General features: G+C 26.6%; 13 protein-coding genes and 1 pseudogene. 13 read left to right on the forward strand and 1 reads right to left on the reverse strand.

What is annotated here, in order from left to right:
- Window positions 1-258: 258 nt before the first annotated feature.
- Window positions 259-1010, reverse strand: a pseudogene (locus NT01CX_RS02745) (DDE-type integrase/transposase/recombinase).
- Window positions 1011-1134: 124 nt separating this feature from the next.
- Between NT01CX_RS02745 and NT01CX_RS02750 the strand changes: the two are divergent.
- From NT01CX_RS02750 to NT01CX_RS02810, 13 genes are all read left to right on the forward strand, one after another.
- A complete protein-coding gene (locus NT01CX_RS02750; RefSeq protein ID WP_011721512.1) occupies window positions 1135-1779 on the forward strand; it encodes a MerR family transcriptional regulator in 645 nt (214 codons plus the stop codon).
- 181 nt (window positions 1780-1960) lie between these two features.
- Complete coding sequence (locus NT01CX_RS11935) at window positions 1961-3604, forward strand: hypothetical protein (RefSeq protein WP_011721513.1); 1644 nt, start codon at window positions 1961-1963, stop codon at window positions 3602-3604.
- Between the two features lie 45 nt (window positions 3605-3649).
- On the forward strand, window positions 3650-4597 hold the full coding sequence (locus tag NT01CX_RS02760; protein ID WP_039243125.1) for an AAA family ATPase: 948 nt from the start codon (window positions 3650-3652) through the stop codon (window positions 4595-4597).
- Window positions 4587-5879, forward strand: coding sequence for an McrC family protein (locus NT01CX_RS02765; protein ID WP_242648500.1), 1293 nt, complete (start codon window positions 4587-4589; stop codon window positions 5877-5879). The genes NT01CX_RS02760 and NT01CX_RS02765 overlap by 11 nt, the downstream gene beginning before the upstream one ends.
- A gap of 94 nt (window positions 5880-5973) precedes the next feature.
- Window positions 5974-6939, forward strand: coding sequence for a tRNA dihydrouridine synthase (locus NT01CX_RS02770; RefSeq protein WP_011721516.1), 966 nt, complete (start codon window positions 5974-5976; stop codon window positions 6937-6939).
- A 220-nt stretch (window positions 6940-7159) separates the two neighbouring features.
- On the forward strand, window positions 7160-8314 hold the full coding sequence (locus tag NT01CX_RS02775) for a hypothetical protein (protein WP_011721517.1): 1155 nt from the start codon (window positions 7160-7162) through the stop codon (window positions 8312-8314).
- A 145-nt stretch (window positions 8315-8459) separates the two neighbouring features.
- Window positions 8460-9164: a lantibiotic protection ABC transporter ATP-binding protein gene (locus NT01CX_RS02780; RefSeq protein WP_011721518.1), complete on the forward strand. Its 705-nt coding sequence runs from the start codon at window positions 8460-8462 to the stop codon at window positions 9162-9164.
- A gap of 2 nt (window positions 9165-9166) precedes the next feature.
- Window positions 9167-9916, forward strand: a complete 750-nt coding sequence (locus NT01CX_RS02785; protein ID WP_011721519.1) for a lantibiotic immunity ABC transporter MutE/EpiE family permease subunit — start codon at window positions 9167-9169, stop codon at window positions 9914-9916.
- The gene (locus tag NT01CX_RS02790) at window positions 9916-10692 is read left to right on the forward strand and encodes a lantibiotic immunity ABC transporter MutG family permease subunit (RefSeq protein WP_011721520.1); all 777 of its coding nucleotides are present in this window, start codon (window positions 9916-9918) and stop codon (window positions 10690-10692) included. Before NT01CX_RS02785 ends, NT01CX_RS02790 begins: the two co-directional genes overlap by 1 nt.
- Before the next feature lie 55 nt (window positions 10693-10747).
- A complete protein-coding gene (locus tag NT01CX_RS02795) occupies window positions 10748-11410 on the forward strand; it encodes a response regulator transcription factor (protein ID WP_011721521.1) in 663 nt (220 codons plus the stop codon).
- Window positions 11398-12759 (forward strand): sensor histidine kinase, encoded by a 1362-nt coding sequence (locus tag NT01CX_RS02800; RefSeq protein ID WP_011721522.1) that lies wholly within the window; start codon window positions 11398-11400, stop codon window positions 12757-12759. The genes NT01CX_RS02795 and NT01CX_RS02800 overlap by 13 nt, the downstream gene beginning before the upstream one ends.
- 319 nt (window positions 12760-13078) lie before the next feature.
- The gene (locus NT01CX_RS02805) at window positions 13079-13618 is read left to right on the forward strand and encodes a toll/interleukin-1 receptor domain-containing protein (protein WP_011721523.1); all 540 of its coding nucleotides are present in this window, start codon (window positions 13079-13081) and stop codon (window positions 13616-13618) included.
- Between the two features lie 197 nt (window positions 13619-13815).
- Window positions 13816-15810 (forward strand): hypothetical protein, encoded by a 1995-nt coding sequence (locus NT01CX_RS02810; RefSeq protein ID WP_011721524.1) that lies wholly within the window; start codon window positions 13816-13818, stop codon window positions 15808-15810.
- Window positions 15811-15998: the final 188 nt, after the last annotated feature.

Consider the following 15998-nt stretch of genomic DNA (forward strand, 5'->3'; position numbering starts at 1 on the left):
TAAATAATTTTTACAAAATAAATTCAATTTCTAGATAATTCAAGTTTCCTCCTTGACCTTAACCTTACACTAAAGTTTAAAATAATCATTAGAAAGAATTTTAGGTTCTGTTAATTAATTATAGTAGATTAAGTATCTTAATCGCAAAGTTACGAATTTAAGCGTTAGCTTGGAGTTATTTTATATGTAACTTTAAAATAGGGTATGACAAAAAGAACTATCTAAATGGTATTTTTTTAGCCGTTAGGCTGAAAGTAATCAGGTAGATTTTTCAATGCTATTAAGTTTGATTCCTGGAACTTCAACAGGAGATAACTGATTTAAAGAAGAATGAGGTCTTATAAAATTGTAGTAAAAAATAAACATAAATATAAGATTATTGCTTATATCATCTTGAAAGCTCTGAACTTTAATATGTTTAGAATCAGGAAATATAGCATTAACTGCTTGATTATATAGGTAATCGGTCTGAACTATAGAATTAGGAGTTCCTACTTTTTTACTAGAATTTAATGTGGAATAAGCTTGCTCACTATATCTACTTGGAGTTAAGTGATAAGAAAGAATTAATCTGGTTTCAGAATCAATTACTAACAAAAGATAATGCTTTTTTCCGTTTATAAAAACTACAGTTTCATCTGCATACCATTCATCTGAATCAGATAAATGTATTTAAGAAAATATATTATCGTATATTTTCTTAAATATTGGAGCAAACTTTTTAGTCCAAGATGCAATTGTAACATGGGACACTTTAATATTCATTGTAATCTTTAGGTACTGAGAAATTCTTATTGTTGAAGAATCATTATGCATGAAGGTATGTTGCTTTGCCACGTAAAGGATAACGAGGATATTTAGAAAGCTTTCGCTCTTTGGTCGTAGCCCATGGTGTAAACTGTCTTTTGAACTCTTTACATTAATATTTTTGATTTCCTGCTTTGTCTTTTCAAAACTTATTTAGTTTATGACTGGTGGCATCTAGGACATTTTAATTTAGCTTTTGACATTGGACTATTCTCCTTTCCCACGGGGATAATGATTTTGTGGTGAAACTATTGTAACTCTAGGGATGAGATAGTTCAATGTTCATATAACTTAAAAGAACGGAATTTTATACAAGGGGATGGGGACGTGGCAAAGGGATATACTATTGGTGAAATTGCTAAAATTTTTAACATAACTACCAATAAAATTAGATTTTATGAGAAAAAAGGATTGCTGTTACCAATAAGAGAAAAAGACAATGAATATAGAAAATTTAATGAGGAAGATATAATTAGATTACAGTCTATATTATTGTATAGATCTATAGGATTAACTATTAAAGATATTAAAAGTAAGTTTTTAAATAATAATTTTGATATAATAGGAATAGATCAATCCAGAGAAATGTTATCAGTGGCAAAACAAAAATATCCTAGATTAAAAGTTAGACTAGGTGAATTTTTGAAAATACCATATGATAATAAATATTTTGATGTTATTATTTCAACGTATGCCTTTCATCATTTAAATGAAGTGGAAAAGGTTATAGCAATAGAAGAAATGATAAGAGTATTAAAAGATGATGGAATCATAGTTATTGGAGATTTGATGTTTAAAAGTAAAGATGATGAAAAAAATATTGTGAACGAATTATCTAAAAAACAAGTAGAGGAAATAAAAGATGAATATTATTCACATATTGATTTTCTAGAAAGTGAATTTAAAAAATATAATAAAAAGTTATACTATAAAAGGATAGATAAATTCAATTATATAATAAAGGTAAAATAACATTTTTGTTTTATAAATTTAAGAGTTTAAAGCACTATTTTTCATCATATAGGTGCTTTTTCTTTTTGCAATTAAACTGTAACTATTATAAATACTGTAGTTATATGTTATAAAACATATGAATATGGTAAAATATAGCTAATACATGATGTTTTATCAATCAACAATAGGGGGATTATGTGTGTATAAATTTGAAAAAGCAGATGAAGCCATATGGGTTGCTGCAGTATTACTAACTTACAATGAATATATGAAAATGAAGGATAAAGAATTACATGAAGATCATATATATTTTAAACAAGCTGAAATTTTAAGAAAAGCCAATGATATATGCACAAAAGAAATTGAACATGCTCGTATATCATACCATTTAAATGCAGATAATGACAAAGCATCACATAAGTATTTTATTAAAAGAAAATCGGATTCATTTGTTAGGCTTGTATATAATGGAGAAATAAATGGTATTAAAGAAAAACCTAATGAATTAAATGTAGATTTAATATTTAATACTATTAATGGAGAAAAGACAATAGAAGAATTAATAGATTTTATAAATAATGAATACACAGTATTTATAAAGAATCTTAAAGATCATAAAAAGCTAACTAAGGAAGATTACTTAAATATATTAGAGTTTTTAAAGGAGCATTCGGGTGAAGAATATACTAAACTAGAAAAAATACAAGATAAAGATGAAAGAGATAGGTGTGAAAATTTAAAGTCAAATGCACAATTGGTTATAACAAAATTCAAGAATATTGGAGACCAATTTATAAAAGATGATTTTAATTATGACAGAAGTGCATCAACTTGGCTAGATGGAAGTAATAAAAAGATTAGAAATTATTTTTGGATTGAATTGAAGAAAAAAAACAAAGTTAAGTTAAATACGAGTATTTCTATAGTTGCTGAAGCACAAAATGAGCTTAGATTTAGGGTGGCATTAGAAATTAAGGATCATAAAAGTAATGAAAAAGAATATCTAAGACATTTTAGATATTTGAATGTTTTAGATATAGATAATTCTGATTTTGAGTATTTTGCATTTATAGACAATGATTCAAAAACATTACAAAGATTAAATAAAGAATATGTGAGTGATTGGATTAAAAAGGTAAGGAGTAGAGAAAAAAATAAAATATTAATAGGTAATACTTTAACGTATGCTTCTATAAAAGAGATGACTACTAATGAAATAGAAAACTTTTTTAAAGAAAGTGTTAAAAAACTTCAAAAATATTATGATATTGCAGTTTGGGATGATGAATATATGGATAATTTAGAAAATAGTTATACTAGTATTAGCAAAAATCAAATATTATGTGGCCCTCCTGGAACAGGAAAAACTTATAACGTAATTTATAGGGCATTAGAGATTATAGATAATATAAAATATAATGACTTAATAAAAAATCCACTTAAAAGAGATGAGGCTATAAAAGTATTTAATCAATTACTTGATGATGGACAAATATCATTTTGTACATTTCATCAATCTTATGGATATGAAGATTTTGTAGAAGGGCTACGTAGTAATGAATCAGGAAATGGTTTTATACCTAAAGATGGTATATTTAAACAAATATGTACAAGAGCTTTAAATAAAGATAAGGTTCGAAGATCTAAATATAATTTTGATAAAAACAAAATTAATTTTTTTAAGATGTCTCTAGGTGAAAAAGGATTAAATAACGATATCTATAGATATTGTATAGACAATAATTGCATTGCACTTGGTTGGGGTGGTGATGTAAACTATAAAAACTGCCAATCTATGGATGATATTAGAGAGGAATTTTTAGTTTCCAATCCAGATGATTAAATTATTAAATTTGAATTAGAAGCAATAAAAAGATTTAAACTGTGGATGAAAAAAGATGACATTGTAATTATATCAGATGGAAATATAATGGCTAAAGCAATTGGGAGAATTACTGGAGATTATAGATATGACGATGAAAGTGAAATATCATATAAACATTTTAGAAATGTAGAGTGGTTGTACGTTGGAGAATCTATTGATGTTAATAAAATACTTATAAAAAAGCAATTTTCAAAGCAAAGTATATATATGTTTAAAAAAGATGATTTAAATATGAATGGAATAAGGGAATTAATTAGTAGCAATTCAATTGAAGAATCAGAAAACAACAATTATGTACTTGTTATTGATGAAATTAATAGAGGAAATATTTCTAAAATATTTGGTGAACTTATAACCTTAATTGAAGATGATAAAAGAATAGGAGAAAAAAATGAATTAAAGGTTGTATTACCATATTCTAATAAGAAATTTGGAGTTCCCAATAATCTTTATATATTAGGAACTATGAATACAGCAGATAGATCTATTGCTTTATTAGATAATGCACTAAGAAGGAGATTTGATTTTATTGAATATATGCCGAATGAGTCAATATTACCTGAAAATGTTGACGGCATAAATTTAAAGAAATTTTTAAAAGTTATAAATGATAGAATTGAATACTTATTTGATAGAGAACATACTATAGGACATGCTTATTTTATAAAAGATAATATTGATTTTAATTCATTAGTTCTAATAATGAAAAATAAAGTAATTCCATTAATTCAAGAGTATTTTTATGGTGATTGGGAAAAAATTATTTTGGTGCTTGGTGGATTTGGCAATGTAGGAAATACAGATTTCTTTATATCACGAGAAAAAGTTGACACTAACAAATTATTTAAAGGAATGAGATTAGATGACTACAAAGAAAAATTCAAGTATTCAATAGTTGAAAATCCAAGTAAAAAAGCTTTTTTAAATATTTATGAGGACAATGAGAATTAGTACAATGAGACATATAATAATAAAGGAATGTTATGATAATATAACTATTTCTAAAGAGATAGGAAGTAAAAATATAAGTCCAAAGGAAGCTGATGAGTTACAAAAATATATATGTTCGCAAAACTTAGATAAGGAAAATATAATTTGGACAAGAAATACTATAATCTTTATAAATTATGTTGGGTATATAAAGTTATCTACAGTAGACATTGAAATATTGCCTAAAATAAGTATTAATGAGGAGAATCCAGAAATAGAGAGAAAAGCATTATTAAATATGCTTTCAATATGTGGGATATTAAATATTAGTTATTCCGATATAAGTTTATCAAATATATATAAGATGAATTTAAATGAGATATTATCATTTTTATTTGCTAAAAATCTGCAAAAAGAATTGATCAAGGGAATTTATCAAGAATATATTTATGTTGAGAAAAATAACAATTTATTAAAGGGACGTATTTTAATACAACAGCATATTAAAAACATAGCTTCTCATACGCCAAAAGTATTTTGTGGATATGAAGAATTTTCTGTAGATAATAAGCTAAATCAAATATTAAATTATTGTATAAATATATTAATTAAAAATGTAAAAAATCAAGAGACAATAAAATCATTAAGATACGCTCAAGCTTGTTTTGTAGATATAACACAAAGAAAAATAAACAATGATGAAATATTAAGTTATAAATTTAATAGACTTAATAATAGATATAAACAAGTATTTGAATTAGCTAAGATGATTATTATGGGATATTCTTCTTTGGGAAGTGGTGTAGACAAAAAAACATACGGTATTTTATTTAAAATGAATGATGTATTTGAAAAATATATAGAGAAAGTATTATATACTAATTTAGAAGATTCAATAGTGCATTATCAACATTCAAAATATAAATTATTAGTAAATGAGGATACAGAGAAAAAGGTTTTTAAATTAATTCCGGATATTGTAATTGAAAAGGATGGTATAGAAAGAATAATAATAGATACAAAGTGGAAAAGTGTTTCTAATGAATATAATAGACATGGAGTTAAAAGAGAGGATATTTATCAAATGTACGCATATTTAACAAGATATCAAAATGTTAATACAGCTATTCTTTTATATCCTCAAAATAAAAAAATAGAAACAAATGATAAACTATATATTGAGTCTTGGTATTTAGATAAAGATAAGTCTAAGAAAATTAGGGTATATACTGTTTCACTAGAATCTGAAAAATTAACTAATCAATCTTTAAAAGAGATTATTGAAGATATTGATATTTGGTGACTCAATATAGCTCACATAACACCAAAACACCTAGATAAGAAAAAACAAGGATGATATAATATTCTTTTAGAATAGTTATAAAGGAGTTACTTCTATGAGATATTATTTAGCACCAATGGAAGGCATAACGGGATACATATATAGAAATGCCTATGAAAAATTTTTCGGAAATGTTGATAAATATTTTACACCTTTTATTGTTACAAATAAAAATATAGGTTTTAAGGCTAAAGAGCTAAGAGATGTATTGCCTGAAAATAATGAAGTTAAAAATATAGTTCCTCAAATACTTACCAATGATTCAGAAAGATTTATTAACATTGCGAGAAAACTACAAGAACTAGGATACAATGAGATTAATCTAAATTTAGGATGTCCTTCTGGAACTGTGGTTTCAAAATATAGGGGTTCTGGATTCCTAGCAAAAAGAGAAGAACTTGATAGATTTTTAGAGGAAATATTTAAAATAGATGATATGAAAATTTCTATAAAAACTAGACTAGGAAAGGATAGTCCAGAAGAATTTTACGAGTTAATAAAGATATTTAATAAATATCCTTTAGAAGAATTAATTATTCATCCTAGAACCAGAGAAGATTTTTATAAAAATAAGCCTAACTTAGAGGTGTTTAAAGATGCACTATCTTTAAGTGTAAATCCTATATGTTATAACGGGGATATTTTTACTTCTACAGATTATAAACAATTAACAGAAGCTTTTCCACAAGTAGAAACAGTAATGATAGGAAGAGGAATATTAGCAAATCCAGGTTTAATTAATGAGATTAAAGAAAATAAAACTTTAGATAAAAAAGTATTAAGAGAGTTTCATGATGAGGTTTTAAATAATTATAGAGAATTATTTAATGAAGATAGAAATGCAATGTTTAGAATGAAAGAACTATGGGGATATATGATTTATATATTTTCAGATAATAAAAAGTATGCTAAAAAAATAAGAAAGGCTCAGAATTTAAGAGACTACAATGAGGCTGTTTCAAGTTTGTTTAGGGAGCAGGAAATAGTAAAGGGAGCTGGACTATTTAATATGAATTTTTAAGAGTTTAAAGCACTATTCCTAATAGGACAGTGCTTTTTAATGTTATTACTTTAAAATTATTTTATAAATTTCATAAATACGGATATAATTATAGGTAAAAGAAATGACTATAAATTTGGATGTTCTTTTTACAGTGGACATACTATTATAAATTAAAAGAATTTAAGTTTTAAATTGATTTTTGGAAAGGAAGTGAATATTTTTGAGTGACTTTTATATTATGAATAAAGATATTCCTGTTTTAATCTTTAGCGATAAACTAAACATTAATGGAGATTATCCAATAATAAAGATAATAAATGAACAAAGTCTTCCTTATATTTTAAAACACGAAATAGGGGGATTGAAGGATTGGTTTAAAAGTAGAGTAATTCCTACTAATAGAAATCATTTAGAAAAGCTTATTGAGTCTTTGCAATTTGAAAAAAAACCAACAGCTTTAGATTATTTAAAATTAAATAATGGATTTAGTTTAAATGATAGTTATTGGATAAAACCATTAGACATTAGTAGCATGTATCCAAAGGATTTATGTTGGGATAAATATAATTTATATGATAATAAATTTGAAGAAGCTTTGGGGCTTGTAACTTTCTTTGGTAATAATACTAGTTTAGGAGGTACTGTAAATACTCCTAAAGTTTCATCACCAGAACTTACAACTCAAGGAGTTATGAATAAAGCTTGGAGGAGAACAGATAATAAGCTTTTACTATATAAAAGGGGAAATATAGGGGCGGCGAATTTAGATAAAGAACATTTTTCAGAATCCATAGCTAGTGAGATAGGAAAAATTTTAGGACTTAATTGCATACCTTATTGGACGGACAAATGGCATAATCAAAATTGTTCGGTGTGTGAGATATTTACAAATAAAGATAAAGGATATTTACCTTTTAGATACTTTTTAGAAGCTATAGAGCCAAATAGAAAAAAATGGGGTTTTGCCAATGTCATAGAATGGATTCCTAAAGAATTTAAACAAGATTTTTTAGATATGATAGTATTTGATTACATTATAGAAAATCGAGACAGACATCTTGGAAACTTTGGATTTATTATAGATAATAATACTCAAGAACTTTTATCTTTTGCTCCCTTATTTGATCAAGGATATTCCTTAATGGCTAATGCCTTAGAAGAAGATTTTAATAAAGACCTCAAAGAGTATTCAGAATCTCATCCAAGTTTTGTATTAGAAAATAAGGATTTAGCGAAGTATGTTATAGAAAGAAACAAGCAAAGATATAAAGGGTTTACTAAAACATTAAGATTAAAAATAGATGATATAAATTGGTTTAATTGTCCTAACTGGTATAAAGAAGGAATTAAAAAATTAATATTTACAAGATGTGAAGTAATAAATTCTATTTAGAATTAAATTAAAAAAACAATGCTTAAAGCACTTATCTTTAAAAAGGTAGGTGTTTTTTTATGGTAAATTATAAAGTTAAATTTCATTTCCTTATAAATTCCTTATAATTGGGGTTTAGTATTTAATTGTAGGGAGGATGATTGAAATGAACGAAATTATTTTACAAACAAAGAGGTTGTGTAAAACATTTAAAAAACAAGAGGCAGTTAAAGATGTTTCAATATCGGTTCAGAGGAATTCAATATATGGATTACTTGGACCAAATGGAGCAGGAAAATCAACGTTACTAAAGATGATTATAGGAATGCTTAGACCAACTTCAGGTGAAGTTTTATTCGATGGACATAAATGGAGTAGAAAGGATCTTGGTAGTATTGGTTCCTTAATAGAGTCAGCACCTTTATATGAAAATTTAACGGCAAGAGAAAATTTAAAGGTTAGAACTACGGTACTTGGACTTCCAGATTCAAGAATAGATGAAGTATTAAGTATAGTAGAACTTGAAGACACAGGAAAAAAGAGAGCAGGACAATTTTCTATGGGTATGAAACAAAGACTAGGAATTGCAATTGCACTTTTAAATAATCCAAATCTTTTAATTTTAGATGAACCAACTAATGGACTTGATCCCTTTGGCATACAAGAATTAAGAGAACTTATACGTTCTTTTCCAAGTAAAGGTATTACAGTTATATTATCAAGTCATATACTAAGTGAAGTGGAACAGATTGCTGACCATATTGGAATTATATCAGGTGGAGTTCTTGGATATGAAGGAGAGTTAAAAAGAGGAGAAGACTTAGAAAAATTATTTATGAATATTGCGGGAAAATATAGGAGGGAGAAGTAATTATGATTAAATACTTTATTTCAGAAAATATGAAGATAAAGCGTAAATTTGTAAAAAAATTAGTATGGATAGCTCCCACAATGGTAATTCTTCTTTCAGTTTTTTTAACAGCAACATATTTTCAAGTAGATATTTATAATTGGTGGTATACTTTTATTCTTCCAGGAGTTATTGCCATAGAGGGATGTTTTTTATATAAGATAGATGGGGATATGAAAAATAAATCAGTAATGGCTCTACCTGTAGATTTAAAAAAGGTGTGGATTTCTAAAATACTAGTGGCAGTAAAAAATATAGTTATTTCTTGTATGATTATTTTTATAGCAGGGCAGTTAAGTGTATTTGTTATTCCTATGAGAAGCGAATCTAACATTTCCATGTTAAGTGGGTTTGTGGGTATTCTAGTAATAATTATTACATCAGTTTGGCAAATTCCACTATACTTTTTTTTAGGAAGTAAGATAGGAGTATTTCCAAGTATCATATTAAGTTTAGCTACAAATATATTTTCTATGGTTATAGCTACAAAAAGATTTTGGATAGTTAATCCTTTTTCATATACATCTAGACTTATGTGTCCTATATTAAGACTTCTTCCAAATGGACTTTTGGCAGAAGAAGGTAGTAAAACATTCACACCAGAACTTTTAAATACATCATCGATACCATTTGGAATTGGAGTTTCTATAGTGTTATTTATAGCAATTACTTATTTAACAGCTAAATGGTATGAAAGACAGGAGGTAAAATAATGAAGATTTTACGCCTTATGAAAGCAGATTTTATAAAAATGAAACATACTTCATTTTACTGGATTCATATTTGTGTGCCCATTATAGGGATCCTTATATTCTTAGGGTACTATTCATTTTCAATTGCGGGAAGTATAGGTAAGGTAAATGGTTATTTAGATGGATTATCGTTAGTGTTTCCGGTTGTAATTGGAATTGTGTGTTCCATGGTAATAGAGCAAGAATTAAAGGCAGGAAAATTTAAAGAAATGTTATCGGTAGAATATGGAAAAGGGATATGCCTTTTAAGTAAGGTATTAGTTGTACTTGTTATGGGATTTTTTTCACTTAGTTTAGCTGTAGGTGGATTTTTTATTGGATTTGAATATATTTTAAGGCAAAATATACTCCCCTTTAAGTTTTATGCTGTTTTAACTTTATTAATATTTATGGCTCAGATATTTATATATTTATTTCATTTATGGTTAAGCATTAAGTTTGGAAGTGGAGCATCTATAGGCATGGGCATATTTGAAAGCTTGTTTTCAGCATTAATTATTACAGGACTTGGTGATGGAATATGGCAATGGATTCCTTGTGCATGGTCCATTAGATTTTGTAACAACTTTTTTATAAAGAAGGCTAATTCTATAGATATATTTAATAAGTTAGCTGATTTTAATACTGGACTGTCTATTAATGCAATAGGGTTTAGAAATTGTATTATTTATACTATTATTTTAGGAATTTTATTTGGAATATGGTTTAACTTTTTTGAAGGGAGAAAAAGTGAATAATAAACAATGGGATTTCATGGTAGTATAAGATATAATTAATGTGGGAGGGATTGAAATGGCATATATTTTAGCTATAGATGATGAAGAAGGAATATTAAATATTATAAAAAGTGCATTAGAAAAAGAAGGACATAATGTAACTACAATTTCTAATCCCACATGTTTTTCAAAAGATAAGTATTTAAAATATGATTTAATTTTACTTGATGTAATGATGCCAGAAATAGATGGTTTTTCTCTTTGCAAGGAAATACGAAATTTAGTTGATTGTCCAATAATATTTTTGACAGCTAAGACTATGGAACAGGATATTGTAATGGGATTAAGTTTGGGAGGGGACGATTATATATCCAAGCCTTTTGGAATTAGCGAACTAAGAGCAAGAGTAGCGGCACATTTAAGACGTGAACATAGAGAAAAACAAAACGCTTTTTCTGTATCTGATGTTAAATTTAATATAACTGCAAAAGAGGCATATTATAATGAAAAATTAGTACCTTTTACAAAGAGTGAGTATAGTATTTGTGAATATTTAGCTATTAATCATGGACAAGTATTTTCTAAAGAAAGAATATATGAAAAGGTATTTGGAGTTTATGGAAATAGTGATACCACAGCAATTGTAGAACATATTAAGAACATTAGAAGTAAGCTTAAGAGCATAGGAATAAATCCGATAGAAACGGTTTGGGGGATAGGGTATAAGTGGAAAGAATAAAAAGACAAAAAAGTATTTCTAAAATTTTTGCAATATATGTGGTTTTGTTTTGTACAGTTACAATTATTGTGGCAATAATTAGTTTAAGGTTATGTATAATTGGTTTAAATAAAGGTTTTATATTACCAGCAAATTATTATGAACGAAAAATTGAAAGTCAAAGAAGTGAAATAGCTAAAGCTAAAGATGTAAAGAAATTAATACCTGAAGAATGTAGTTATGCAGTTTATGATTTAAATGGAAAAATACTTCAAGGAAATGTTTCACAAGATAAAGCTTTAGATATGTGGGATCTTGTGAAAAATAATGAAATGAGTAATGGAAGGTATTTTTATAAGATTATTCAAAGAAATAATGGAATTTGTGTTGTAGAATATACTTTTAATGTAAGTTTTGCAAATCCAACTTTAAGAAAATATATTAAAAATATTGAGAGAGTTTCTCTTATAGTATTATTTATTTTATTTGTTATCCAAATTATTATTTTTTCAAAATATTTTAAAAAAAGACTACAAAAAGAAATGAAAATTTTAAAGGATATTACAGAAAATATACAAATGGAAAACTTAGAGTTTAAAGTAAAGTACTCTAATATAGTAGAAATAAATGATGTAATTAATGCATTAGATAAGATGAAAACTAAGCTTAGTGATTCATTAACCGAGCAGTGGAACATGGAAGCAACCCGCAAGGAACAAATAGGAGCATTAGCTCATGATATAAAAACCCCTTTAACGATAATAAGAGGAAATTCAGAACTTTTAGGAGAATTAGAGTTAAATGATGAACAAGCTAAATTTAATGATGCTACTTTAAATCAAATTAAGAATATGGAATTTTATATTAAATCTTTAATAGAAATTACAAGATCGGAAAAAGAAGCTGTGATAGAAAAAAAGCAAGTAAATTTAGTGGAGTTTATTGATGATATAAAAAATAGCGCAAATTTCATTAGTAAAAATAAGAATTTAACCTTTAAAAGCGAAATTAAAAACATACCAGAATTTATTTTTATAGATGAAGTAGCACTAAAGCGAGTTATAAATAATATTATTTCAAATTCCGTTGACTATTGCATGCAGAATGGGGAAATATTATTAACCGTTGACTCTGATGATAAAAATATACAATTTACAATTGAGGATTCAGGAAAAGGATTTACAAAAGAAGAAATAAGTTTTGCCACAGATCAGTTTTTTCAAGGGGATAAAAGTAGAAATTCAAAAAATCATTATGGAATGGGATTGTATATTTCAAAAAAAATCATGGAAAAGCATAATGGAAGTATAATTTTAGAGAATTCCACAGAACTTGGCGGGGCGAGGGTTATATTGAATTTACCAATGTAGTATTTTGGTTCCACTAAATTAAATTCATCATAAATTGTTAATGATTTCGTATGTTTATAATGAAGTTTAGAATTATAAATAGTGAACCGTACCATAAGTAAATGAGATGTAGAGCATTAATCATTGGTACAATTTAACTAATAATGATTTAGTGTCAAAAGTACCGAATCATAGATAATAACAGTAGCTTATAAAAGAAGAATAAATTGTAATAGTGGTTATCCACATAATGTATTTGCAAAGGCTATATGGTATAATATATGACAAGTTATAATCAGAAAGAGTGTTATATTATTTTATAGATATAGGAGGGGTTAATATGCCTAAAGTATTTATTAGTTATAGCCATGATTCTCAGGAGTTAGAAGAAAAAGTTAAAAATCTTGCAGATATATTAATAGAATATGGAATTCAAACAGAGATAGATCAATATACTACAAATCCAGTGCAAGGATGGCCACAATATATGTTAGAGAATATACTAAAGTCAGATTATATATTATGTGTTTGTACAGAAAATTATAAAAAAAGATTTGAAAATGAAGAAAAGATAGGAGTTGGGCTCGGTGCAAAGTTTGAAGGAAAGTATATAACACAGATATTATATAGTGATGAATACAATGAAAAAGTGCTACCTATACTTTTTACAGATAATGATTCAATTCCATTAGCGCTACAACCATATACATATTATAAATTATATCAAAATGGAGAATTTGAGAAACTATACAGGTATATTACTGGGCAACCACTTACAAAGAAACCACAGTTAGGTAGTATAATTTCATTAGATAGCAAGAATGAAGGTATCTTAAGTAAGATTAAATTTGGGAATAGTAGTGAATTAAAAAAAAACTAAAAACTGAATTAGAAGAAGTACATGCAAAATGTATTTCAAGATTTAGAACTAATGGGGTAGATAGGAAATTAGCTATTGAAATAATTGAAAAAGATATAAAGAAAGATAAATTTGATTATATTATAAATAGTAGAGAATCAAGATTAATTATTTTATTTGGGGAATTTGGAGTAGGAAAGTCATATGCGGTAGATATTATGTTTCAGAAACAAGCTGAAGCATATTTAAATGATGTAGATGATAGATTTCCAATATATTTAAAGAATAATTGCATAAGTAGTTTAAAAACAAAAATAGAAAAAGAATATTTCTTTGATAAAAATAGCAAGTATATTATATTTATTGATGGATTAGATGAACTTGATTATAGTCTAGTAAATAAAATTATTGATGAGGTAACATTTTTAGAAGAATTATGGGAAAACTGTTATTTTGTATTAACAACTAGACCTATGTCATTGATTAGTAATAATAATATCAAACAGTTACCTGTTTTAAAAGAGGATGAGATAGTTGAGATTATTGAATGCATATCTGGAAAAGAATATGCTTCAATAATAGGATTTAAATTAGATAAGGATATTAAGGAGGCTATAGAAAGACCATTTTTCTGTATTTTATTTGCTTTATGTATTAAGGATAATTGCAACAATTTTATTTTTGATAGAAATAGGATGATAGACTATTTAGTTAACAAATCAATTGCAAAACTATCTATACAAAGAGAAAAAATATATGAGCAAATAATTAGATTATCAATTATTTTTATAGATAAAAAACTAGGAAAGATACATTTAAGTGAACTAGGAAGTGATTTTGATATAGATAATTTATTAAAATCAGGGCTTATTTATAAAGAGGATGGTGAGTATTTATATTTTCCACTTTCAATAATACCCCAATGGCTTTCAGCGGAAGGTTTAAGAATTAAATATAAGAATATTGATGAAATTGTTAAATCAGAAGAGCAAATAATAAAGTGGAGGTATCCTTTATCAATATTGTTTGGAAAAATAACTTATGATGAATCAAAAGTTATTTTTGGTAAAGTTGTAAGTAAATATCCTGGGGTTGCTTCTATTATTATACGAGATGGAATAAAAACTACAAGACAAAGTGAATTACCAACGGCCATTGAATGCGGAAAGATGTTGCAAGAATGTATGAAAATATGGATTGAAGGATTAGGAAATTTAGCCTATATAATAGCTCCATTTAGATATGGTAAAATTGCAGACTTAGGTGTAGATATAGATGGAATAGGAATATCAGTATCATGGAATCGAAAAAGTTATAATGAAGACATTAAAGCATTTGATGGTAAAGAGTTATTATTTTGGGGTGGAAATATTAGATCTCATGTTCCAATTGCACAATCAATATGGCCATGGGTAGATACATTAGAATATCTTAGTAATAATCTAAAAGAAATGATCAAACAAAAACCATTATTATTAGAAGATGGTATTTTATTAGATGAATATATATGGGGTTTAAGTTGTAGATTAACTAATAGGGGTAGTTTATATGATGATGTAATAAGTATCTCTGAAATTGAGGAATATAGAAAATATTCATATGCAACTAATTTTTATATTAACCATACAGTAATTGATATGAAGTTTTATTTTCATGAAATAGATAAGTTAATTAATAGAGGGCAGACGTTTATAAGTGCACCATGGCCTAAACATGATATTCCTTATAAAGGAAATGGTGGCTGGGTGTGGGATCCATATTCAGACCAAAGAATTCTTGAAAAGACTGTTTTTATTTATGAAAACGCAATTAAAGAATATTTAAGAATAATGGAAAAATGGTTTCCTCTCGTTAAAGAAAATTTATCGTTATATAACTTGATTCCTGTAAAATTAAATGGAGATATACATATTAGTAGAGAAAATGCATATCATGGAGGACCAACAATGAATTGGAATTTTGAAGTCCTCCAAAAAGGTGAGAGTTCTTATGTAAATTTTAGATTGGATGATATTAATAACAGACGAAATGAAAGTATGGAAAATTATTCTAAAGTATGGAAGAAATTAAGAGTAATACGTCGCGAAAAAAGTGAGTGGATTCGTTCTTTAAGTGGATCAAACATTTTAGATATATTTGGTGAGAAGCCTGTTACTAATCTTGTATTTAATTGGTTAGAATCTGACTTGAAATACATAGGCTGGATTAAATAAAATAGCAAAAAACATCACTTATTACTGATATAGAGAATATAATATAAATAACATAGATTTTTTTAAAAGTATTAATCAACGAACCACCTTAAATTTGACAGCAATGTAAAGTGATGATAAAATACCATTAGAGTGTGAAAAAGGTCACACGAAGGGGTACACCACCTTGGGTGTAAGTCTTCGTGTGA

The sequence above is a fragment of the Clostridium novyi NT genome (genome assembly GCF_000014125.1).
In the GTDB taxonomy this organism is placed as follows: domain Bacteria; phylum Bacillota; class Clostridia; order Clostridiales; family Clostridiaceae; genus Clostridium_H; species Clostridium_H novyi.

Coding starts and splice junctions, on each gene's coding strand:
- NT01CX_RS02785 (WP_011721519.1), top strand. CDS start 9,167: ATGATTAAATACTTTATTTCAGAAAATATGAAGATAAAGCGTAAATTT.
- NT01CX_RS02790 (WP_011721520.1), top strand. CDS start 9,916: ATGAAGATTTTACGCCTTATGAAAGCAGATTTTATAAAAATGAAACAT.
- NT01CX_RS02780 (WP_011721518.1), top strand. CDS start 8,460: ATGAACGAAATTATTTTACAAACAAAGAGGTTGTGTAAAACATTTAAA.
- NT01CX_RS02810 (WP_011721524.1), top strand. CDS start 13,816: ATGTTTCAGAAACAAGCTGAAGCATATTTAAATGATGTAGATGATAGA.
- NT01CX_RS02775 (WP_011721517.1), top strand. CDS start 7,160: ATGAATAAAGATATTCCTGTTTTAATCTTTAGCGATAAACTAAACATT.
- NT01CX_RS02805 (WP_011721523.1), top strand. CDS start 13,079: ATGCCTAAAGTATTTATTAGTTATAGCCATGATTCTCAGGAGTTAGAA.
- NT01CX_RS02770 (WP_011721516.1), top strand. CDS start 5,974: ATGAGATATTATTTAGCACCAATGGAAGGCATAACGGGATACATATAT.
- NT01CX_RS02760 (WP_039243125.1), top strand. CDS start 3,650: ATGAAAAAAGATGACATTGTAATTATATCAGATGGAAATATAATGGCT.
- NT01CX_RS02765 (WP_242648500.1), top strand. CDS start 4,587: ATGAGAATTAGTACAATGAGACATATAATAATAAAGGAATGTTATGAT.
- NT01CX_RS02795 (WP_011721521.1), top strand. CDS start 10,748: ATGGCATATATTTTAGCTATAGATGATGAAGAAGGAATATTAAATATT.